Origin of the sequence: Nocardia pseudovaccinii NBRC 100343, assembly GCF_001613225.1 — a bacterium.
GTDB classification, from domain to species: Bacteria; Actinomycetota; Actinomycetes; order Mycobacteriales; family Mycobacteriaceae; genus Nocardia; species Nocardia pseudovaccinii.
In genome coordinates this window covers 1-19,613 of sequence record NZ_BDBY01000174.1, presented here as the reverse complement: position 1 = coordinate 19,613, position 19,613 = coordinate 1, and the positions used below count along the sequence as shown (strand labels likewise).

21 protein-coding genes are annotated in these 19,613 nt (G+C 63.9%); 13 read left to right on the top strand and 8 right to left on the bottom strand.

Annotation, left to right across the window (positions count from 1 at the left end):
- Positions 1 to 5: 5 nt before the first annotated feature.
- The 7 genes from NP3_RS21095 (at position 6) to NP3_RS21065 (ending at position 8,119) form a co-directional block, all read left to right on the top strand.
- The gene (locus tag NP3_RS21095) at positions 6 to 986 is read left to right on the top strand and encodes a hypothetical protein (RefSeq protein WP_063043319.1); all 981 of its coding nucleotides are present in this window, start codon (positions 6 to 8) and stop codon (positions 984 to 986) included.
- Between the two features lie 251 nt (positions 987 to 1,237).
- Positions 1,238 to 2,365, top strand: coding sequence for a hypothetical protein (locus tag NP3_RS21090; protein WP_063043318.1), 1,128 nt, complete (start codon positions 1,238 to 1,240; stop codon positions 2,363 to 2,365).
- Positions 2,366 to 2,415: 50 nt separating this feature from the next.
- Entirely contained in the window at positions 2,416 to 4,293 is a 1,878-nt protein-coding gene (locus NP3_RS21085) for a type IV secretory system conjugative DNA transfer family protein (protein ID WP_063043317.1), read from the top strand.
- Positions 4,290 to 5,168, top strand: a complete 879-nt coding sequence (locus tag NP3_RS21080) for a DUF4913 domain-containing protein (protein ID WP_063043316.1) — start codon at positions 4,290 to 4,292, stop codon at positions 5,166 to 5,168. Before NP3_RS21085 ends, NP3_RS21080 begins: the two co-directional genes overlap by 4 nt.
- A complete protein-coding gene (locus NP3_RS21075; RefSeq protein WP_063043315.1) occupies positions 5,165 to 6,097 on the top strand; it encodes a hypothetical protein in 933 nt (310 codons plus the stop codon). The genes NP3_RS21080 and NP3_RS21075 overlap by 4 nt, the downstream gene beginning before the upstream one ends.
- Positions 6,094 to 7,020, top strand: coding sequence for a hypothetical protein (locus tag NP3_RS21070; protein ID WP_063043314.1), 927 nt, complete (start codon positions 6,094 to 6,096; stop codon positions 7,018 to 7,020). Before NP3_RS21075 ends, NP3_RS21070 begins: the two co-directional genes overlap by 4 nt.
- 235 nt (positions 7,021 to 7,255) lie before the next feature.
- On the top strand, positions 7,256 to 8,119 hold the full coding sequence (locus NP3_RS21065) for an MBL fold metallo-hydrolase (protein ID WP_063043313.1): 864 nt from the start codon (positions 7,256 to 7,258) through the stop codon (positions 8,117 to 8,119).
- Positions 8,120 to 8,156: 37 nt separating this feature from the next.
- Here the strand turns inward: NP3_RS21065 and NP3_RS21060 are convergent, their stop codons facing one another.
- From NP3_RS21060 to NP3_RS21045, 4 genes are all read right to left on the bottom strand, one after another.
- Entirely contained in the window at positions 8,157 to 8,687 is a 531-nt protein-coding gene (locus tag NP3_RS21060; protein WP_063043312.1) for a hypothetical protein, read from the bottom strand.
- A gap of 84 nt (positions 8,688 to 8,771) precedes the next feature.
- Complete coding sequence (locus NP3_RS21055) at positions 8,772 to 9,029, bottom strand: hypothetical protein (protein ID WP_063043311.1); 258 nt, start codon at positions 9,027 to 9,029, stop codon at positions 8,772 to 8,774.
- 544 nt (positions 9,030 to 9,573) lie between these two features.
- Positions 9,574 to 10,104, bottom strand: a complete 531-nt coding sequence (locus NP3_RS21050; RefSeq protein WP_157124428.1) for a hypothetical protein — start codon at positions 10,102 to 10,104, stop codon at positions 9,574 to 9,576.
- Positions 10,097 to 10,339, bottom strand: coding sequence for a hypothetical protein (locus tag NP3_RS21045; RefSeq protein ID WP_063043309.1), 243 nt, complete (start codon positions 10,337 to 10,339; stop codon positions 10,097 to 10,099). The genes NP3_RS21050 and NP3_RS21045 overlap by 8 nt, the downstream gene beginning before the upstream one ends.
- 303 nt (positions 10,340 to 10,642) lie before the next feature.
- On the opposite strand from NP3_RS21045, the gene NP3_RS21040 reads away from it, so the two are divergent.
- On the top strand, positions 10,643 to 11,953 hold the full coding sequence (locus tag NP3_RS21040) for a serine hydrolase domain-containing protein (RefSeq protein ID WP_063043308.1): 1,311 nt from the start codon (positions 10,643 to 10,645) through the stop codon (positions 11,951 to 11,953).
- Here NP3_RS21040 and NP3_RS21035 read toward each other — a convergent pair.
- Positions 11,934 to 13,121, bottom strand: a complete 1,188-nt coding sequence (locus NP3_RS21035; RefSeq protein WP_169814528.1) for a helix-turn-helix domain-containing protein — start codon at positions 13,119 to 13,121, stop codon at positions 11,934 to 11,936. The two genes, NP3_RS21040 and NP3_RS21035, sit on opposite strands and share 20 nt — an antisense overlap.
- Before the next feature lie 129 nt (positions 13,122 to 13,250).
- On the opposite strand from NP3_RS21035, the gene NP3_RS21025 reads away from it, so the two are divergent.
- Positions 13,251 to 13,652: a VOC family protein gene (locus NP3_RS21025; RefSeq protein WP_063043305.1), complete on the top strand. Its 402-nt coding sequence runs from the start codon at positions 13,251 to 13,253 to the stop codon at positions 13,650 to 13,652.
- A gap of 79 nt (positions 13,653 to 13,731) precedes the next feature.
- Here NP3_RS21025 and NP3_RS21020 read toward each other — a convergent pair whose 3' ends face one another.
- From NP3_RS21020 to NP3_RS21010, 3 genes are read right to left on the bottom strand one after another with little or no spacing between them, the layout of a single operon-like run.
- Positions 13,732 to 14,553: a helix-turn-helix domain-containing protein gene (locus NP3_RS21020; protein ID WP_063824837.1), complete on the bottom strand. Its 822-nt coding sequence runs from the start codon at positions 14,551 to 14,553 to the stop codon at positions 13,732 to 13,734.
- 17 nt (positions 14,554 to 14,570) lie between these two features.
- The gene (locus NP3_RS21015) at positions 14,571 to 15,089 is read right to left on the bottom strand and encodes a DUF6879 family protein (RefSeq protein ID WP_063043303.1); all 519 of its coding nucleotides are present in this window, start codon (positions 15,087 to 15,089) and stop codon (positions 14,571 to 14,573) included.
- On the bottom strand, positions 15,070 to 15,399 hold the full coding sequence (locus NP3_RS21010) for a hypothetical protein (RefSeq protein ID WP_063043336.1): 330 nt from the start codon (positions 15,397 to 15,399) through the stop codon (positions 15,070 to 15,072). Before NP3_RS21010 ends, NP3_RS21015 begins: the two co-directional genes overlap by 20 nt.
- Positions 15,400 to 15,584: 185 nt before the next feature.
- On the opposite strand from NP3_RS21010, the gene NP3_RS21005 reads away from it, so the two are divergent.
- From NP3_RS21005 to NP3_RS20990, 4 genes are all read left to right on the top strand, one after another.
- Positions 15,585 to 16,754: a hypothetical protein gene (locus NP3_RS21005; protein WP_063043302.1), complete on the top strand. Its 1,170-nt coding sequence runs from the start codon at positions 15,585 to 15,587 to the stop codon at positions 16,752 to 16,754.
- Positions 16,751 to 17,365, top strand: coding sequence for a 3'-5' exonuclease (locus tag NP3_RS21000; protein WP_063043301.1), 615 nt, complete (start codon positions 16,751 to 16,753; stop codon positions 17,363 to 17,365). The genes NP3_RS21005 and NP3_RS21000 overlap by 4 nt, the downstream gene beginning before the upstream one ends.
- Positions 17,362 to 17,982, top strand: coding sequence for an AAA family ATPase (locus NP3_RS20995; RefSeq protein ID WP_169814527.1), 621 nt, complete (start codon positions 17,362 to 17,364; stop codon positions 17,980 to 17,982). The genes NP3_RS21000 and NP3_RS20995 overlap by 4 nt, the downstream gene beginning before the upstream one ends.
- Before the next feature lie 74 nt (positions 17,983 to 18,056).
- A complete protein-coding gene (locus NP3_RS20990; RefSeq protein ID WP_063043299.1) occupies positions 18,057 to 18,860 on the top strand; it encodes an aldo/keto reductase in 804 nt (267 codons plus the stop codon).
- Positions 18,861 to 19,613: the final 753 nt, after the last annotated feature.

Below are 19,613 nucleotides of genomic sequence, written 5' to 3'. Positions count from 1 at the left end.
CAACGATGACAACTCCCGAACCCGAGTCCTCGCCGCCGCAGTCGGAGGTCCAATGGCAGGCGCAACTGCTGCTGCGGATCCGGCTGCTGGCAGCCGAACACACCCGCATCTTGGATGCCGGGTGGGAAAACTTCGAAACCGTGACCGCCGAGGACGATCCACGCACGGTGTGGCAAACCCATCTGGACGGGCTCGAAGCTCAGCGAGAACAGGCCGAACAAACCGCGCTCACCGCAGGGATCGAACCGGCCTGGATCGAGGACGCGCGTGAACTCGGCACCCGAAGTTCGCGCCCGCGCGTCGATGCCGGGGTGCGGCAGAACCCGGCCCGCGACAATGCCGCTCAGGACTTCTACGTCGACATGCTCGCGCTGGACCTGTGGCATCTGGAACGGATGGCCGGCCTGTCCGCCGCCCGGGCGGACCGCATCGAAACCGGACGGTGGAGCTTCGGCACCAATCCGGTTGCCGCAGCCCAATTCAGCCAGAATATGCAGCTTTACCACCAGCGGGTCACCGCTCTGGCCCACGCCGCACAGATCACCGCGACCGAAGCTGACCTGCTGTGGGGTCCCGGTGCCGACGGCGACCGGCGACACCATGCGGTCCATCTCGAAACCTACGACGAACTGACCCTGGTCAACGAATGGAACTCCTACGCGAGCCCTCGCGACGACCTCGCGATCCCGCCCTACATTCCTACCGACCCCGATACCGGCATCCCCGTCGCTGGCGCCGAGGCAACTCCGCCGACCCCGCAGCAGATGATCGCCACCGCGACCACGTCGCTGCGCGCGGAATTCGTCGACGCGGCCATCAGCGGCGCCGCCAGCGAATTCGAGCGCGCCGCCGATTCCACCGCCATATCCGAGGCCATCGACGCCGCTCTGCCCGAGGGCGTCGAGGACTGGGACATCGCGCACGACTACGCCACCGACGCCAACGACCCGAACCAGCCGATCGAGCTGGACACCGACCCGTACTAGCCCAACATCACGCAACAGCTGAGCGACTACAGATCCACTCGTAGCACACGCTTTTCGTCGACGTACCGGTCACGGGTACTGACCGAGACGCCGAAACCGCACTGCCAGGGGACATTCGAACACCGCGGCACCGCCGAGACGGTTCGCGGCACACGCCTTCCTTACTGGAGGTCGACGATGTCCACCACATCCGAGTCTGTTTCCCCGCACCTCCCACAGGTGCGTATGGGCAGCGATCGGTGGGCGCAGCGATGAGCTGGCCCGAACCGCGGCGCGCAGCCACCGATCCGGTCTACTACCACGACGCCGCCGATCCCACCGAGGCCCAGATCAGAGCGGATTTCACGCACTACTACAACCTGCGGCTGTTCACACCGTTCGCCGAAACACCGGAGCAGGAGCAGGAATTCACCAACCAAGCCGATGCGTTGGCCGCTCGGTGGGGCCGCCACGAATCCATCGAGCACCGCAGACTGTGGGAACAACTACAAGCCGCCGTCTCCGGGTGGGAACTGCGCCCGGAAACCACCCGCGCCGCCTACAGCAGCATCGCCCAAGCCAAAGCCGCAGGAGATATCGGTCTCGACGCGATGACGTGGCGCAACCTGCGCCAAGCCGCCGAAATCACAGGCCACATCGAAACCATCGTCACCGGCTCGGAGCAAGACGGCACCCGCTGGCGCCCACCGCAGCCTTCGGCAGGACAAGATCGCGCGGCAGGACAAGACGCCGAGCGCACCAGCCTGCTGGACCGAGCTCTCGGTGGCCGCGGCCCCGAACTGGTCAATCTGGCCGAGATCAACGCGATCATCGCCGAAACCGATCAGCTGCTGGCGGCCGAGGAAGAACTCGGCGACCTCGACACCGGCGCTGACGAACGCACCGCCCGCCAGCGCGCCGCCTTGCGCCAGCTGCAGGATCTCACCGCCGAACACGCATGGCTATCGCAGCGATGGGATGGCTCACCCGAAAAGGACCAGGCCCACATCGCCCGCTTGGAATCCCTGCTCACTGCGGCGCGCATCGCTCGGGTTGAGGCCGCCGACGCCGGTGTGCCGTCAGCCGATATCGAGGCCGCCTACCGAGTCGGACGCGACGGCACCTACCGGCACCAACAAACCAGCGACTCAGGCATCGACCACTACGCGCAGCCCGTTCGCGATCTCACCGCCTCCGAGACCATGGCCGAGGGGATTGAGGACCACCTCGGCGACGTGCTCCCGCGCGCAGATCGAGGTGGCGGCGCGGCCATCGACGACGCCACTGCCGCGGCTCTGCCCGGCGCGGAGTTCGCGGACTGGAGCAGCGCTGACAGCGTCGAGGACAACTCCGCGATCACACACCACGCCAGCAGCGTTGATGCCGACGTTGCGCTGTGAAACGACCTGCACCCCAACCCTTTACATATATCCGTCTGGAGGTCTTGATTATGATCTCGACACGAGAGACCCGTCGCCGCACCAAACGCGGCCTGGGCGAGGAAACTACGCTGCTGCTCCTGTTTCTGGCGTTGGTGGCCTTCGCCTTGGCGTTGTGGGCGGCGTTGAGCCTAGGCAGCTGGTGGGCCGGCCTGCCGGTCACACGTCATCCGGTGACCGCGCTGCTCGAAGTCGTCGCCGGACAGCACCGCTGGCCCTGGCAGGCCAGCGTGCTGGCCGTCGCCTTCACCGCCGCCGGAGCCGCGCTGGTCGTTGCCGGTTGGCGGGCGCTGTCCGCGGGCAGTGAGATCGACGCGGCCGCGCGCACGATGCAGCCCCCCGCGGCGATTCGGTTGGCCCGCGCGAGCGATAACGCGGTCGCCAACCAGCGACTCCTTCGGGACGCCGACCCAGCGATTCAAGCCCTCAAGGGCCCATCACTAGGAAAGACAGTGATCGGCGGCGTCGAGCTATTCGTGCCAGCCGAAATGTGCGTGACACTCGCAGCTGGCGCCCGCACCGGGAAGACGATGGTCTGGGCGGTGCCTGCGGTTCTGGCCGCCTGGGGGCCATGCCTGGCCACCTCGATCCGGCCGGACCTGTACCGGCACACGGTGTACGGGCGCGAACAGCGGGGCCGGATCTGGCTGTGTGATCTGCAGGCGGTCACCGGCACGATCGAGTGCGGGTTCTGGGTCGACCTGCTCACCCAGGTCACGAATTTGCCGGCAGCCCGAAAGCTCGCTGGGTTCTTCGTCTCCGCAGCCTCCGGGTCGGTGTCGCAGGCCGCCAACGCCAAGGTCGACTCCTATTTCGACGGAGGCGCTCAAGAGTTACTGAGCTTGTATGTGTATGCGGCGGCGTGCGTGGGCGGGGATTTGTTGCACGTGGCCGAATGGCTGGGCAGAGACCAGGATCAGACCCCGGCGTTGATCCTGCGTCACTACGGTCACCAGCGGCCCGCCGAACGCATCCTCGAATCCCAAGGGCTCTACGCCCGCCAACGCGACGGCCTGTACGACATGGCACGCCGGTATCTCAACGTGCTCTCCGACGAGGGCTACGCTCGACTGGTCACCCCACCGCACCGCCAACTGCTAGCGGTACGGGAGGAAACAGATAAGCAGAGCCGCAAAACCCGCGTCCTCATTGATAAGACCGAACAGGACCCGACCCACAGCCTGCCGGAATTCAAACCGGCCGAATTCGTGACATCGACCGATACTTTGTATGCGCTGTCGATGGCCGGTCCCGACGGAGCCACACCGTTGACCGCGGCGTTGGTCGGCCAGATCCTCGAGGCCGGGCTCGAGGCGGCGCGGGCACGACCGGACGGGCGGCTGGCTGTGCCGCTGCTGGGGGTGCTCGACGAGGCCGCCAACTGCGCCCGCATCTCGGAGTTGCCTTCCTATTACACCTACGCCGGTGGCTGCGGGATCATCCTAATGACGATCCTCCAGGTTCTCGAGCAAGGCGAAGATCTCTGGGGCGCAAACGGTCTCAAGACGATGCGTGCCCAATCCATCGAGGTGTACGGCGGCGGGATCGCCGCGGTCGACTACCTCGAGCACTGGTCGGCGATGACCGGCCCTCACGATGTGGCCGATCGTTCGCGCAGCCACGGCGCCGGGGGAGTCAACCGCACCCTGACTTGGCGCCCCGAACCCATCCTCGACGTCGCCCTGCTGGCCGCACTGCCCAAAGACCGTGCGCTGGTTCGACTCCCGAACCACGGACCGGTGGTCGTGCGCAAGATCTGGTGGTCCGACACCGGATACGCCCCCTTGATCCAGAAATCGTTGGAGCGCTTCGAGAAGGTCGCCCACTCGAACACCGTGCCGGCCGAGGCTGTCGATGAGGGAACAGCGAACGGGGGTGAGCGGTCATGAACGCGCCCACTGCGGCGGCGGGCAAGAAGCCGCCGATGTACCAGCATTTCAGCGAGTTCACCGCAAAGTGGCTGCTGCCCACGATCAACGTCCGGTTGTCCGAAGCATCTCGGGAGAACACTTACACCTGGTGTTGCAAGTGGTGGGCCCACCGCGGCGTCGCGGTGCGAATCGCCCACCTGCACGCGGCATTCGAGGCCCAACGTCGCGCACGGACCGGCAACAGCCTGAGCACGTTCCTGCTCTCACACCTCGACGCCCACTTCAAGGTCATCCTCGACGCGGCCAACGGGCCCCTGCACCGGTGCACGCGCACCACCCACCTCGCCACGCCGTCCCTGCCGTTCGACCCCGTCCCAGCGGGATGGTTCACCTCCGCGAACCGCCCGCCCAATACCGCGCCCGAGAACCAGAAGCAGGAGCCGACCAAGCCGCCGCCACGGTTCGCCCACTACAGCCTGTTCGTGCAGAACTGGCTGCTGCCGGTCACCGCGGTGCGCATCACGGGCGCCAACCGCGAAGGCCAGTACAGTTGGTGCCGACAATGGTGGCGCCACCAAGCAGTCGTGGTCCGATTCGCCGGGATACATGCGGTCTTCGAAGCAGCGCGCCTGGCTGAGGACAAGTCCGCGATGAGCGGGCTTTTCGTACGCCACATCGACCCCCACATGCGCTACATCCTCGACGCCGCCAACGGCCCCCTGCACCGCTGCACCCCCGACCAGCACCTCGACATCCCCGGATTGCCCGCCGAACCGATACCCACCGCGTGGTTCGGCGCTACCGGTGCGAAGACCGCGATCGAGCACCTCGGCTTCGGGCCTGACTTCCGAGCCTTCGTGGCAAATGGTGCGGCAGGAGGGCTTGGATCATGATCACGCCGACGCGCGCTCAGGTGCAGGTGCTGAAGTCCCTGCAGAACCAGTCGGTGACTCTCGCCAGCATGCTCGCCGAGGCAACACGTCACCAGCAGCACAGTGGGCAACGCCCGCCGCCGTCCTGGTACGAGGTCTTTTACCATCGCGCGATCCGGCGTGAAGCGTTGACCAATGCCGCACTCGCCGGTGGGGTGCCGCCGGCATGGATCGATCACGTCCGCGAGCGGGGCGACCGAACAGTGCCCTGGAACCCTGACCTGTATCTACGCACGCTCGAACCGTTGAAATGGGACGAGATCCTGGGCAGCCTCGATACGCACGTGCAGCGCCTGTGCGAATGGACCGCCCTTGCCGCGGCCTACGGACCGATCGCAGCAAGAGCCGAGGACGTATCGACCACCGCTGGGTTCGATCACAATCTGCAAACATTACGCGCCAGAACCACGGGCGTGGCGAACCTGCTCGGGGTGAATGCTGAACAGGCCCAACAGTTGTGGGGCGCCGAAGTGGACTGGGTGGCCACCGGGGTGGCGATGCTCGACGGCATTCCGGTCGAGGGTCTCGCGCATCGCTGGCGGGACGCCGCACATGCCGACACCACTGCCTTGAATCTGCAGGCCCGCGTGCTGTCCGCCGCTGGGATCGCGATAGACAAGGCAGTAGCACTGCCGTCCCACGAAGCGTTGAAGCCTGCGATCGGTGCCGCGCTCACACCGCCGACACCGCTGTTCCTGTCGGCGGCCGCACCCGGCGCAGACGTCGAGGCCGCGATCGGTGCCGCGAACCTCACCTACGGCGGCGATGCCGAAACAGGCATGGACGCACCGTCATTCAGTGATTCAGCGGGCGCGGAAGCCTGGAGCGGCGACCTCGCACCGAATGAAAGACCTTCTGCGGCATTAGTATGGCAGGAGACCGGACTGTGACCGGCCCGAACTCGCCGCTGCGGGTCCGCGACATCGCACCCGAACAGGCCGCGCTCCTAGGCCAGATCCACCAGCTGTCCGCCCTCAGTGCGCGGCTGCATCAGGCCGTATCCGAGACCACGCCGGGCTCGGTGCAGGTTACCCAGCTGTTCGAACATATCATTGAGGTCGACCGCGAGCGCGAACTGAGCGAGATCCACGCCCGCGCATACGGAATGCCCGCGAGCTGGGTCGACCAAGCTCGGACCGTCGGGCGATCGGGCCGGCCCTGGACCGAAGAACTACTGCTGCCCCCAACGCTCCCGCGGACCCGGCGCCGAAACACCACACGGGTAGTCCAGGACACCCGACAGCTCGCCGATATGGCCGCTATCACTGTCGTTCGTGAGCTTCGACTCGCGGCCAATGGCGCCGCCGAACCGGAACCTGCTGCCGCCGAACAGCTTCGACGCAACATGGCGGCCCTGTGGACACGTGCCGCCGCGACCGCCACCTCGATCGGCATGAGCCGCAACGTGCGCGGTCGTGTATTCAACGCAGCCGCCGGTGATGTTGATCAACGCGTCGAGACCTACCAGCACTACAGCCTCGACGACCTGCACGATCTCTGGCGCACCTATACCACCCCCACCATCGCCGCGAACGCGCGGCGCTCACTGAAGAGTCTGCGCAACGCAGATCGCGACACCGACACTGCGGCAGCCAACGCAGTACAACCCCCGACACCCCGAGCGTTGATCGAACGCGCTCGCCAGAGCCTCAACGTGGCAGCCATCAACGACTCCGACACCGGACCTGAGATCGAGACAGCGGTCACCGTCGCGATACCCAGTACCGCGCACGAATGGGACGCCTCAGCCGAGCTCCACGGTGGTGATTCCATCGCCACCGACTCGTACCAGGACGCCGGACCCGACCCATAGCCGTCGATAGCCGCTGCCACCAACAACTTTCAGACCGAGGCGACATGTATCGATCGAACATCGGCACCGCCGCTGTCGTCGCAGCCGAGCGTTCAACGGCCACGAGAACCGGCCCGCTCACGCCATGACACGGCCGCCGGGCCGTCGCGACCAACGCCGTCCCAAACCCCGCGTTCTCCTTGGCGTCGTGCAGCTCCCGCGCCCGTCCCATACCCATACGAGAGGAACACCCACCATGACAGTAAGCCTGGACCACTTCACCCGTCCCGCGACAACCCACCGTCGACAGCTCGGCGATCACCGCATCACCTATCTACCCGACGGGGTAGCGCTGCTCGACCCACGCGCGTGGCTGCCAGGATCCGACGACCGGCTCCTGGCCGAGCATGCTCATCTGATCAACCCAGACGGATTCCTGGTCGCCAGCATCGGCGCGCTGCTGATCGAACACGGGAGCCGAGCCATGATCATCGACGCCGGCTTCGGACCACTGGCAGTACCAACTCCGTTCGGGCGGATGCGTGGCGGGCAACTGCTCGACAGCCTCGTGGCCGCGGGCAAGACGCTGGCCGATGTCGAGTTGATCGGGATCACCCACCTCCACCTGGATCACATCGGCTGGCTGTGGCAGAGCATGTCCGCAACGACCGTCAGCCCGTTCGCCGACATTCCTGTCCTGATCGGGGACACCGAATGGGATCGCCGCGACCTGGCCGGTGCCGACGGAATCAGTCCGGAGATGCTCGACGTATTCGCGGCCCAAGTGCACACCATCGCCGATGGTGAGGAGATCTTCCCGGGCGTGCACGCTCTCGCTACCCCCGGACACAGCCTCGGCCACCTCGCCTATGACATCACTTCACCTGGTCACCGGCTGATCGTGTTCGGCGACGCCATGCAAACCCCACTTCAGATCAGCCATCCCGAGCTGGTCGCTGCCGTCGATGACGACCCCACTGCATCAGTGGCGACCAGCCGTCGCTTGCTCGATCAGCTCAGCGCCCCCGACACCCTGGGATTCGGATTGCACTTCGCCGACGTCCAATTCGGACGTGTTGCCGCCAACGGCGGCGGCCAACGGATGTGGTGGCCCGAATAGCCACGCACCCAACGCAATTCGACGATATCGCGCCATGTCACGACGCGGTTCGCCAAACAGGTGGCGTTGGTACGGGGTTGCCCTGCCTACGGGCATGCGACGCCAGGTTTGCTGCGGCGTGCTCGTAGATTTTCTGCCAGTGGGTACCTGAGCGCTGTGCCAGCGCGAATGCCACCTGGTAGTTGAGGTCGATGACCTGTTGATTGGATTCGAAGACCAGCTGGGGAGTCACGCGGTAGGTGCCGATCGCCCAGCGATCGCGCTTCGGTGGTGTTCTATTGGTCCAGCGAACGGGGAAGTTCCGCTCGAGGACTGTCCCGAGATAGATTCCGGCGCGGTCGATGACCCAATCGCCGAGCGGAATGCTGTCGATGGTGGGCAGTCGTCTGAGTAGGAGTTGTTCTGCTCGCCGAAGGCCGTCGAGGCTGTATATGTGCGATGGCATCTCGGGGACGTCTTGGGAGAAGAAGGTTTCGAGATGCCACTGGCGTGTTCGGAGCCAACGCTCCCAGGGGTCGGAGTGCAGCTCAGCGTGGGTCAGACGGATCGCGGTGGGTTCGGTTGTCATTGCGGCGCACCGATTTTCGTGTCGAATCGATTGTGTGCGCACTGTTTTGGTATCACGTCGCTGGTCGAGTCGTGGTGCATCGGGCTACCGCCACGGCCAGCGCAGGCCGCTATGATAGCGAATGGTTCTTCTTCCCGTCTCGTCGACGGCGACGTGGACGGTGGCCGGGCGTCGCGCGATCGCGAGCATTATGTAGGCGGCGAGCGAGCCGAGGATCAGGACCGTGACCGCGGCGCGCGGAACGGTGTTGGGTCGGCCGGGGATGGTGTGGGTGGCGCTGGCATTGGTGGCATCCACCAATATCCATCCCAGATCCGCGGCCTTGTCGAGGTGTTCGTGCAACGAGTTATGTTGGTGCTCAGTAGAGTTCGATACTCTTTCGATCATTGAGTTTCCTTAGAAGTCGGGATATCAGTGGCGGATCGTGTCGTGCCGAGCCATCACCGGTGTCGATGCGGGTGCTCATCACGGCTGTGAAGGTTGTCGAATCACGGCGCGCCCTGGGTTATGCTGCCGCCCGAAAGGGTATGTACTCCAACGGCTTTCGAATCAGCGTCGGTTGCGTCATCTGCGGCACCGTTTCCGGCTGCCATCAAGGGCGCGCTTGTGTTGTCCGATCTTGATGTGGGCAGCGATCTGCGTCGCGCAGGTCATAGCCGGGCAATCCCGATGCAGGCCGCGGGCGATTACAGCGGCATCGTAGCTTTGCATCGGCCAGTGTGGGTTGTTGTGGTCGGTCCACGGCAAGGTCCGCGCGAGAACGTTGGTGTCGTAGATTGGCCGACTCGCGGATTGCACGGCTTGGCGTGAAGTGTTGAGCGACTGAATAATTGATTCGTTGTGAGCATGCTGTTGCCAAACAGCAGGCGTCGCGGACATGCCGATCTCACCCGTTCGTATCGGTCGGGAGGTTCGCGGTGTTGAGCAGCGCGGGCCACAGCTCCTCCCGGATCGCGTTCCACAGGTCATCGTGCTTGGGAAACCACTCCCGGACTTGGACCAAGTCGGGTGGTTGGGTGTCATCGAAGTAGACCGTGCCCGGCTGCGCCGAGGGCATCGGCTGGTCGGGGTACCGGTAGGCGGGGAAAGCGTTATCCCTGATCTGGAAGTTTCGAATCCGCACCGACCCCTTCGCCAGTTGCCACTGGGCAGCCTTCTTTCCATCGCGGGTTTCAGTGCTACGCAACTCTTCTCGGTGCATGTCATCCTTGGTGGGTTGGCTCCCCGGCGTCGGAGGACTCGACACCCCGACGCAGGGAAGATCGGTGGCGGCATTCATGTGTTGCAGGCCGGTGACGATGCGCTGGTACAGTTCGACCGAGGGCAATTCCCATGGATTGAGGCCCAGATCGCACGGAATACGTTGTGGCAGTGGATTATCGACGCTGAAGCTCATCTCGCTGTGCGGGTCAGGCATTGGACAGCGCCCGCACAGGCTGTCGCTGTTGCCCGTTCGCACAGGCCGGAATCACCTCGACAAACCCGAGGCCGGTCGGCCGGAACGTGCGCGGGCTTTCGATAACGCGGCGGAGGATCGAGCAGCGATCGGGTGCTGGTGGCAATGCGACGATTGCTCCGTTTCGCAACACCGATACCTCGACCCGGTCGAACTCCGCGAACATGGCTTTGTCGCCCGGCAGGTCAGCGTGCATGAGGTACGGCCATCGGTTGTATGGCGCTTGCGTTTTTCGCAATGGATTGCCTCCCTGTCTCCTCAGGGCACCCGACCGCGACGCGTCTACTGCTCTTGTCGCTGGTCTCGTGGTTGTGACACTTCGCGTCGAGACCGTGTGATTCTTGTGGTCGCGCCTATGACGTTCCAACCGCGTCTTTCGGTGCTGAGTTCAGCCTGGCCTGCGGAAATGTCGCATGGAAGGGGTTGGCTGTGGACAAAGAATTCTGTCTACAGGCTGTGCTTGTTCGGTGTGGGATGCTGGTCATGACGGAGAGGGGCCATGGATACCGACTTCCAGACCGAACTGGCTATCCGCGTCGAGCACGCGCAGAGCGCGGCTCGGGTACCGAGTTTGACTCTCGCGGTCGGAGTCGGCGGGATGCCCTTCGCGGTCGCGTCCACCGGTTATGCCGACGTGGAGCACGACATACCAGCGACTGGCGAGTGCAGTTATCGGATCGGATCGGTCACCAAGACGTTCACCGCGGCGGTCACGTTGCTGCTGGCGTATCGCGGCCAGCTGGACCTTGATGCCACGGTCTCGCGTTACCTGCCAACCTCACCGTTCGGGCGTGTCTCGCTACGGATGCTGTTGTCGCACAGCAGCGGCCTGCAGCGCGAAGCTCCCGTGGACATGTGGGAGACCATGAAAGGCCCGTCGGCGGCTCAACTGCGCGAGTCCTTCGATCGCGTCGAAATGGTCGCCGAACCGGGGCAGAGATGGCACTACTCCAATCTGGGCTACGCCATCCTCGGTCAGATCGTCGAACAGGTCACTGGTCAATCGTGCGAATCACTGATCGAGCAGACCCTGCTCGTACCGCTCGATCTCGCTCACACGAGCTGGACACCACCACCGTCGAACGCGGCGATCGGGTATCGGCTCGACCCGTACATCGATGCCGTGCACCGTGAACCGGTGATGGACCAGGCCGCGATTGGTGTCGGCGGCCAGATGTGGTCCACCCCAAGCGATCTTCTTCGCTGGGCCCACGTTTTGGGCGGAGGCGAACCCGATATCGTTCCTCTCGAGATCGTCGACAACATGCATACCTTGCAGGTCATGGTCGACACTGCGGCATGGACGCGTGGCTGGGGTCTCGGCCTGATTCTGGAGCGCAGAGGCGAGCGCATTCTGGCCGGGCATACGGGTGCGATGCCGGGCTTTCAATCAGCGTTGTTTGTGCATCGCCCGACCGGGGTTGCCGTGACCGCGTTGACGAACGCGACGAGGGGAATCAAACTCGTTGATCTCGCCGCCGAGATCGTTGAAGCCGCGATCGCCGCCCAGCCCCCTGAGCCGGCTAAGGAATGGCGGCCAGCGCCTAGCTGTCCTGAAGCGGTTCTCCCGATTCTCGGCAGCTGGTGGTCCGAGGCTGATGAAACAGTGTTCCGATGGCAACATGACGGCCTGCACGCGAGTCTGGCGACCGACCCGATCTCCGGCGATACCCTCTTCGTGGAGGAAGGGCCTGGACGGTTTCGAGCCGTCAAGGGGCGATTGGAAGGCGAACTTCTGGTCGTTAGTGAGATGGCGGACGGGATCGAGATGCGTTGGGCGACTTACCCGCTCACACGCACGCCTCGATGAACGCCGCCAGCCGATCCGCCGTCGCCGCCACCGCGTGATCCGTGTGGATACACAGTTTCAGATTGATCGAGCGAAACATTCGGACCACCCGTGGTGTGATCGAGTTCGCGGCAACGCAGTCCAATGCCTGGTTCACAAGGGCCGCCGCCTGCTCGTGCTCGCCCATTCTCAGCTGCGCCTCGGCCTGCTCGAGCTGCCAAATCGTGCGGTTGCGCACGAATGCAGCCGGACTCGACGAGTCCTGCTCCCGCAGTGACTCGACGGCTTGCCGTGGCTGTCCAAGATCAAGCAGGCATGAACCGCGATGGCCGGCCAGCGCCGCTTCATCGAAGACTTCGAGCCAGGCAGGGTCAGCTTCGTCGGGACGATGGCGAGACAGCTCGGTCTCGGCCTCAGTCAGCATCCGTGCGCACAAGTCAGCCTCACCCATGCGCGCATGCGCACGTGCGGCCATCGTGGTCACGAACGCCGCCAACCGCCGATTCCCGCTCCGGCGTGCCCACGACAAGGACCCGTAGGCTTGCTCGGCGCCCCGTTCAGGGTCGCCGCACCAGGTGCTCATGAAGCTCGCGTTCGGACCGCCGATGAAGGCGACAAGGTCAAAGGCACCCACGCGTTCTGCTGATCGGCGTGCGCTGGAGAATGACCGTTTCGCCAGCGTCACGTTGCCTTGATCGAAGAGCATCCAGCCCGCGAGTTGCCGAGCCTCCGCGACGGCGTGTAACAGCGGTGTTTGCTCGCGGCCCGGCACCTGGCGGACGATGCCTTCAGCCGCATCGGCGTACGCGATGAGGTCGTCGACCTGCTTCGCTGCCATCGTGTGGTCTGCGGTGCGAACGTCGACTATTAGGTCCTGTAGCGACGCTTTGGCGTTCTCCGGCTCGAGCAGTAAACCTGGGGGGCGATGATGGGCCATCTTAAGGAACGGTTCAGCGAGTCGCCTGAGATCGCCTCCCGCACCGAGGACCTGATCGAGACGGTCAACAAGGTCAGGCTGCGCACGGCGGTTGGCGTTCTCGATCTTTGCCAGCAGATCGTGACTGGCCAATACCAGCGGGGCCAGCTGCCGCAACGACAAATTGGCGGCGACCCGACGGATCCGTAACTCGGCACCAAACAACGCCTCCGCTGTCGCGCGCGGGTCGAATTGACGAGGGGGGATTCCCACCCACGTGATTATTGCCTGGTCGGGCCCTCGCACCAGCGATCAGAACGCGCACTGAGTGGAGAGCCATGTGAGGAGGCCCTTTTTCGCGAGCTGCTCCGCATACGGAGTGCCCGCGCTACGCTTCGGACGGTGAGCCATCGAAGTCGACTGTGCCACATCGTCATCGACGTGCTGGATCTCGATCGAGCGTTGTTGTTCTGGAGCCACGCCCTCGACGCGACCGAGGAGACCGTGAACCCCAGCAGCCGCGGCGTATACCGGCGTCTGCGTCTGCCCGATTCCGAAATTCGGATCTTGCTGCAAGCGACCGCCGACGAGAAGGTGTCGAAGGAACGGGTGCACATCGACATCGAGACCGACGATGTGGAAGCCGAGGTGCGTCGCCTCGAGGCGCTGGGCGCAACCAGGTGGGACCACCAACAGGAGCGTGGTTATGATTTCTGGGTTCTGCGAGATCCCTGGGGCAACGAGTTCTGCGTGCTGCAAACCGAGTTTCCTGACCTGCTGACACCGCGCCCGTCCTGGGATTAACGGCCCCGCCCGCATCCGGGCCGCTCTGTAGGCGTGTACGGGACATTGACAGTGCCATTCGGCCTGGCTGGTGGACTGGCTAGGGGGTGTCGGTGCGGCGTTCGAGGGCGGCTGTTATGAGGTTGCGTGCGGCTCGGCCGGTTACGGATTGTTGGGCGAGGATGTCGAATGCCCGTGCGTAGGTGGCGATCTCGCGTGGTTGGGTGATCGTCAGTTCGGCCGTCAGGTTCTCAACCATCACCATTCGGTCGTCGAAGATGATGAAGTTCGATATCGGTGCCTGGTAGCGGGTTTCGGCTGGCACGATTCCGAACAGGACGCGGGGCATGTTCTGGATAGCGAGTAGTCGGTCCATTTGGCCTGCCATGATTCGGTCGTCTCCGACCGTCGTGCGGAGCGCTTGCTCACCGATGACGAAGTGGAAGCGATGTTTTCGCTGGTACAGGATCTGTTGCCGTTGCATGCGCGTGGCGACGCCCTGCTCCACGTCGTTCGGTATTCCCTGGAATTCGATGACGCTGCGGAGGATCTCGTGGGCGTAGTCGGCTGTCTGCAACAACCCGGGAATGAGGACGGGTTCGTACCAGCGCATGAGTGCGGTGTCGGATTCGAACTTGATCTGGGCTTGTTGGCGTCGTTTCGTGCCGGTGCCGAGGACTCGGCGCCATTCCAGGTAGGACGCTTCGATGTTGCGGACTGTGGCGATGAGATCGGCGAGTTGGTCAGTGTGGCGGGTGTGTTCGCACCATGCACGGATGTCAGCGTCGGTGGGTTTGGTTTTTCCGTATTCGATTTTTGACACCTTCGTTTGGTGCCAGCCGGCCAGGTGGGCGAGTTCGGTTCCGGTGAGCCCGGAATTGAGGCGAAGCTCCCGGAGTCGACCTCCGAGAGCTTCGCGCATGTGATGAAGCGGGCTACTCACTGGTTGGAGTACTCCGCGAGCGGTGTAGCTGATGCCCAGACGCGCTGTTTTACTCTGCGGCAGTAGCCGACCAGTCGTGGGTCGGTGGTGACGGCGGCGCCGACCCAGCGGCCCGAGGGCTCGAATGCCGTGTAGGCCAACACGTTGTCATCGAAAAGCCACCAGTCATCTTGGGTCAGCTCTTCGGTGTCGATTTGGTGGCGGGGTAGATAGCGGACGTCTTCACCAGCCTCGGCGTTGAAGCGCGCGACCGCTTTCGCGAATCGGGTGTAGTCGGTGTGAGGTTCGGTCACCACGCGTGCCCGGTTGATGGCCACGCCGCGGCTGGTCACCTCTCTTACGTGGCTGAGCCAGGGCTGAAACCAGCCGTAGTCGTCGGGCTCTGCTGCCAGGAACTTCCGAAACGGCTCGGACTCTTCGGGTGTCTCGTAGGTGTCCTGGACCTCGAGGTGGAACGCCTCATGCTGGCAGGTGCGAAATAGGTTCTCGAATTCCTCACCTGCTACGAGTTGCACCGTAGAACGTCCTTTCTTCCTGCGGCACTTCGATGCAGGTTTCGTCGTCGTAGATGTCTAGTCCGGCAAGTATTTCCGGGTCGGTGACCGGGGTGCCGTCGAGGACGAAGGTGCCTCGGCCGGTATCGGTCATCGGTGCCCCGACGAAGGTGTCGGGAAGGGCGAACCCGAGCAGTAGGTGTGGAATCTCGACGGTTGCCGCTGAGTCGGTCTTCCATCCCTGCACTAGGTAGCTGCGCTGATCGGTGGCGTAGAGGGACGGGCATCCGCCGCCGGTGGTGCCACCTTTGCCGAGGAACTGTAATCGCATGTATTGATCTCCCCTCAAATATGCGCTCTTATGCTCCAATAGACTCAATCATCGCTGATGAATGCTCAAATCGCGTAACAATTCTCGAATTCGAGCATGTTGGAGCATGAGTGTAGACGAGCGCGCTCGACTCTTCTTAGCGTCGAAAGCCCCAAAGACACACCGACATTGAGGGGGAGCACGTGATGCCGCTAGAAGTTTGCGCGACCACTCGAAGGCCGTTGCCCATCCTGACCGCAGATCAGCAGGCTGCGCTCGATCCGGGATTGCAACGGGTGATCGACTACCGCAAGAGCGGGCTCTCGGCGAACTGGATCATCGGTTGCCCGCTGGATTGCACCTACTGCGTACGCCACACCTTCGCGAACTTCGAGATGAAGCTACCCCGCCGTCTGATGGACGAGCAGAGCGCGGCGCGGATGCTGTTGCGGAACAAGCACTTCCGACCGCACGTGACCCCGATCCAGCTGCTGAACAGGGCGACGGACCCGATGCTGCCTGCGGTGAAGCCGCACACCCTCGAGATGTTGCGGCTGCTCGACGAGCAGGGTATCACCAATCACGTCTTGGTGATCACGCGGTGGCGGATCGAACCGCAGGACTGCGCGGTCCTCAACAGCTTCCACAACATTCGCCTGACCATCTTGGTCACCCATAGTGGAATTGATGACGCGCGTATCGAACCGGTCGACTCCACTATCGCGGCGGCCTCGCTTCAGACCGCGTTCGCCCGTGCCGAACGCTATCGGGTGATCCTGTACTGGCGCCCGATCGTGCCCGGTCTCAACGACTCCGACGCGCACCTCGATCGGGCGCGTGAACTCAGCCATTTCGCTCACGCGACCGTGTTCACGGGCCTGTTCTTCAAAGACCAGATCCGCGACTACTACCGCGACAACGGCCTACCCGAGCTGTACGTGGACAACCCGTCGCGCAAGATTTTCCCCGAGCGACTGGAGCAGAGAATCCTGACCCACCGCGGCGGGTTCGGATCGCCGTTGTTCCGCAAGACCAGTTGCGCAGTCACGTTCGCCCACGGCGTCGCCGACTACAACGGGCACTACGGCGTACGAGAGTTGTGCGATATCTGCCCGGTCGCGCAGATCAAACGCTGTGCTGAGGATTGGCGTCGCCCCGACGAGGCGTCGACCGCTGCCTGGGTTCAGCGCCTCGGCGGCGAAATGCTCGAAATCACCAACCGGGCCGTGATCGTGGAGGGCCTACCCGAAGGGCGGCGCAACTTCCTGCAGCACAATCTCGGGTATCAGGTCAACGACATCAACCGCCCGCACCATATCGGTCGCCACGGTCGCGCGGACATCGGATGGACTCACCCTCAGGAGACGACACGATGATGGTTCCCCACGCACTGCGCGGCAAAGACTTCGTCGTTGTCGACGTCGAAGGCAATGGGCAAACCCCACCGGAGATCATCGAGATCGCGGTCCTGCCGGTCTCGGGGGAGACGGTGGTGGTTGAGGAAATGCGGTCGTGGCTGATCCGGCCTACCCGCCCGATCACCCCCATCGTGACCCGCAAGGTCCACGGCATCACCAACGCTGAGGTCGCCGAGTGCCCGAGTTGGTCGGAGGTGGCCGAAAAGATCGAGGCGTCCCTGACCGATCGAATTCTGGTCGCGCACAATGCCAATCTGGAACGCCGCATCATCTCCGAACACCTGCCGGACTGGACTCCACCGATGGTGCTCGACACCCTGAAGCTCGCCAAAACGGTATGGCCCGGCATCGGCGGCTACTCGTTGGACAAACTGGTCACCCACGCCGAACTCGACACCACCGCGGTCTGCGATCAAGGCCATCACCGCGCCGGGTGGGACACCTGGGCAGCCTGGCAACTGCTGGTTCGGCTGGTCGACGACAGCGGATTCAGCTGGACCGAACTCGTCAAAGCCGCCGCGCCAGCCGAGTTCATTGCGCCCAGAGAACCAGAAGCACGACTGTGGTGAACACCGAATTCGTGCGCCCGGTGACGATCGCGGTCACCGGGACGCACTCGACCGGCAAAACCACCTTCCTCCAGCAGATCACCGAAGCACTGCATCGCGATCGTGTCGAGGTGGCCGTCGTGGCCGACCTCGGCGCCCACGCCGCGCAGCACGGGTTGCCGATCCTGCACGAACACACCTGGGCATCCACACTATGGATCATCACCCGCGGAATGTCGCTGGAAGCCCACGCCTGGACCCGGGCCGATGTGGTCCTGGTCGACCGGCCGGTGCCGGATGCACTCGGATACTACGAAGCCGCATTGGAATACCGTGGCGCTCAACCACACCCAGCCAACATCGACCAACTCGAACAGTTGGTCACCCGCCACGTCCTCCACTACGACCTGGTGCTGCGCACCGTACTCGACCCGACGATCCCGTTGGATATGAGCAAACCCCGGGGCACCGAGCTAGAGTTCCGTGCCCTCGCTGACCGCCACGTCGCGAAGGTTCTCGAACGACTCGGCATAGAACATGAGCTGCTGCCCTCCGATGGGCACGACCGGGCCCTGGTCGAAGTGATGGCGTTCATCAAAGGCCACCTCAACGGCGTCGTTGAGAACGACGAGCACTAACGCGTGCGCCCAGTAGGCGCATAACCCCACGGTCTCCACACCACCGACCCTGAATTCGCACCAGAAGGCCAGCGATGTCCATCAACACAGCGTCCGCGGCGACCAGCGGCACGTTCTCGATCGGCGGCGACCTGCCGGTCAACCGAATCGGCTACGGCACAATACAACTCACCGGCCCCGGTCACTGGGGCCGCCCCACCGACGCCAACAAAGCCAGACAACTGCTGCGCCACGCCCTAGACCTCGGCTGCAACCACATCGACACCGCCGACGCCTACGGCCCGACCACCGCCGAACACCTGATCCACACGGCACTTCACCCATACCCAGCCGAGCTGGTCATCGCCACGAAAGGCGGCATGACCAGACAAGGCCCCCACCAATGGGCACCCCTCGGGCGGCCCGAATACCTGCGCCAATGCGTCGAAATGAGCCTGCGACGCCTCCAACTCGACCGGATCGACCTCTACTACCTACACCGCATCGACCCCCAAATCCCGCTCGAAGACCAGGTCGGTGCCCTCCACGACCTGCGCAACCAAGGCAAGATCCGCCATATCGGCTTGTCCAAGGTCACCGTCTCCCAAATCCAAGCAGCGCGCAAGATCACCCCGATCGCCGCTGTACAGAACCGGTTCAACCTCCTCGACGAAGGCGACGACGCCGTCCTCGACTACTGCACCAAAACCCGCACAGCGTTCGTTGCCTACGCACCACTCGCCGCCGGAGCTCTGGTGAACAACCCGGATGACCCAGACGCCGCGACCCATTCGATCCAGTGGCTGCTGGACAAATCGCCTGTTGCACTACCGATCCCCGGCAGCACCTCGCTCGCACACTTGACCCAGAACGCCGCCGCGGCCACCGGCAAATGCTAAGTAAGGCCGGCGGGCAGCGGGGTGCCGATGGCAGAAGGGGATTCCGAAATCGACCGGGAGTACAAGTGACCATGCTCGTTGTCCTCACCCGTGAGAGGTGAAGCAGATGCCCAGCGAGCTTCATGCCGTCCTCATCGTCGGCGCCTTCGTCACTGCGCCCCCGGGACCACTTTTCGTGTCATACCCAGACTCTGCCCGGCCAGTGCGACCGATTATGCGGGCAGCCACCACAGGACTGATTTCCGTGAGGTCGCCAGGGCCGAGCTCGCGGGAGATGCAGCCGATGACGCATCCGAGCGCGATGTGGGCATTCCGCGCGCGAGATAGCCCGCGCCACAAGCTATCTCACCACCACAACATGTCGGAGGCACTTGATCCCCATTCTTGGAGGCTCCCGCCAGATGCCGGGTTTTGGCCCCGGATGCAGTTGCTTTCGACTATCAGCAGACGGAACGGCCTATAGTGCAAACAAGCTCGGAAGCATTCGGCCGGCACGACGGCTTCGAATTCGCGCATCTTGTCGGCGGGTGCCGTTGTGGCCCAGGGGATTTGTCTCTCAGCTCCAGTGAGTTCCGGCCATCGGCGGCGTTGGCAGCCTTGCCGTTGGCCGCGTTGATGGCGTCGTGAGTATTCATGGACCCACCCGGACTCGATGCTGCAATCGTGGCGGACCGCGGCTGTCATCTGTGATGCTTTTCTGGACAGCAGTCAGCGCGACGAAGGCGCGGTCCGCGCCAAGTTTCTCGGGAGTAC

Coding starts and splice junctions, on each gene's coding strand:
- NP3_RS21020 (WP_063824837.1), bottom strand. CDS start 14,553: ATGCGCGAAGCTCTCGGAGGTCGACTCCGGGAGCTTCGCCTCAATTCC.
- NP3_RS21075 (WP_063043315.1), top strand. CDS start 5,165: ATGATCACGCCGACGCGCGCTCAGGTGCAGGTGCTGAAGTCCCTGCAG.
- NP3_RS21040 (WP_063043308.1), top strand. CDS start 10,643: ATGGATACCGACTTCCAGACCGAACTGGCTATCCGCGTCGAGCACGCG.
- NP3_RS21085 (WP_063043317.1), top strand. CDS start 2,416: ATGATCTCGACACGAGAGACCCGTCGCCGCACCAAACGCGGCCTGGGC.
- NP3_RS21090 (WP_063043318.1), top strand. CDS start 1,238: ATGAGCTGGCCCGAACCGCGGCGCGCAGCCACCGATCCGGTCTACTAC.
- NP3_RS21095 (WP_063043319.1), top strand. CDS start 6: ATGACAACTCCCGAACCCGAGTCCTCGCCGCCGCAGTCGGAGGTCCAA.
- NP3_RS21080 (WP_063043316.1), top strand. CDS start 4,290: ATGAACGCGCCCACTGCGGCGGCGGGCAAGAAGCCGCCGATGTACCAG.
- NP3_RS20990 (WP_063043299.1), top strand. CDS start 18,057: ATGTCCATCAACACAGCGTCCGCGGCGACCAGCGGCACGTTCTCGATC.
- NP3_RS21060 (WP_063043312.1), bottom strand. CDS start 8,687: ATGACAACCGAACCCACCGCGATCCGTCTGACCCACGCTGAGCTGCAC.
- NP3_RS21010 (WP_063043336.1), bottom strand. CDS start 15,399: ATGCGATTACAGTTCCTCGGCAAAGGTGGCACCACCGGCGGCGGATGC.
- NP3_RS21005 (WP_063043302.1), top strand. CDS start 15,585: ATGCCGCTAGAAGTTTGCGCGACCACTCGAAGGCCGTTGCCCATCCTG.
- NP3_RS21065 (WP_063043313.1), top strand. CDS start 7,256: ATGACAGTAAGCCTGGACCACTTCACCCGTCCCGCGACAACCCACCGT.
- NP3_RS21000 (WP_063043301.1), top strand. CDS start 16,751: ATGATGGTTCCCCACGCACTGCGCGGCAAAGACTTCGTCGTTGTCGAC.
- NP3_RS21045 (WP_063043309.1), bottom strand. CDS start 10,339: ATGCACGCTGACCTGCCGGGCGACAAAGCCATGTTCGCGGAGTTCGAC.
- NP3_RS21050 (WP_157124428.1), bottom strand. CDS start 10,104: ATGCCTGACCCGCACAGCGAGATGAGCTTCAGCGTCGATAATCCACTG.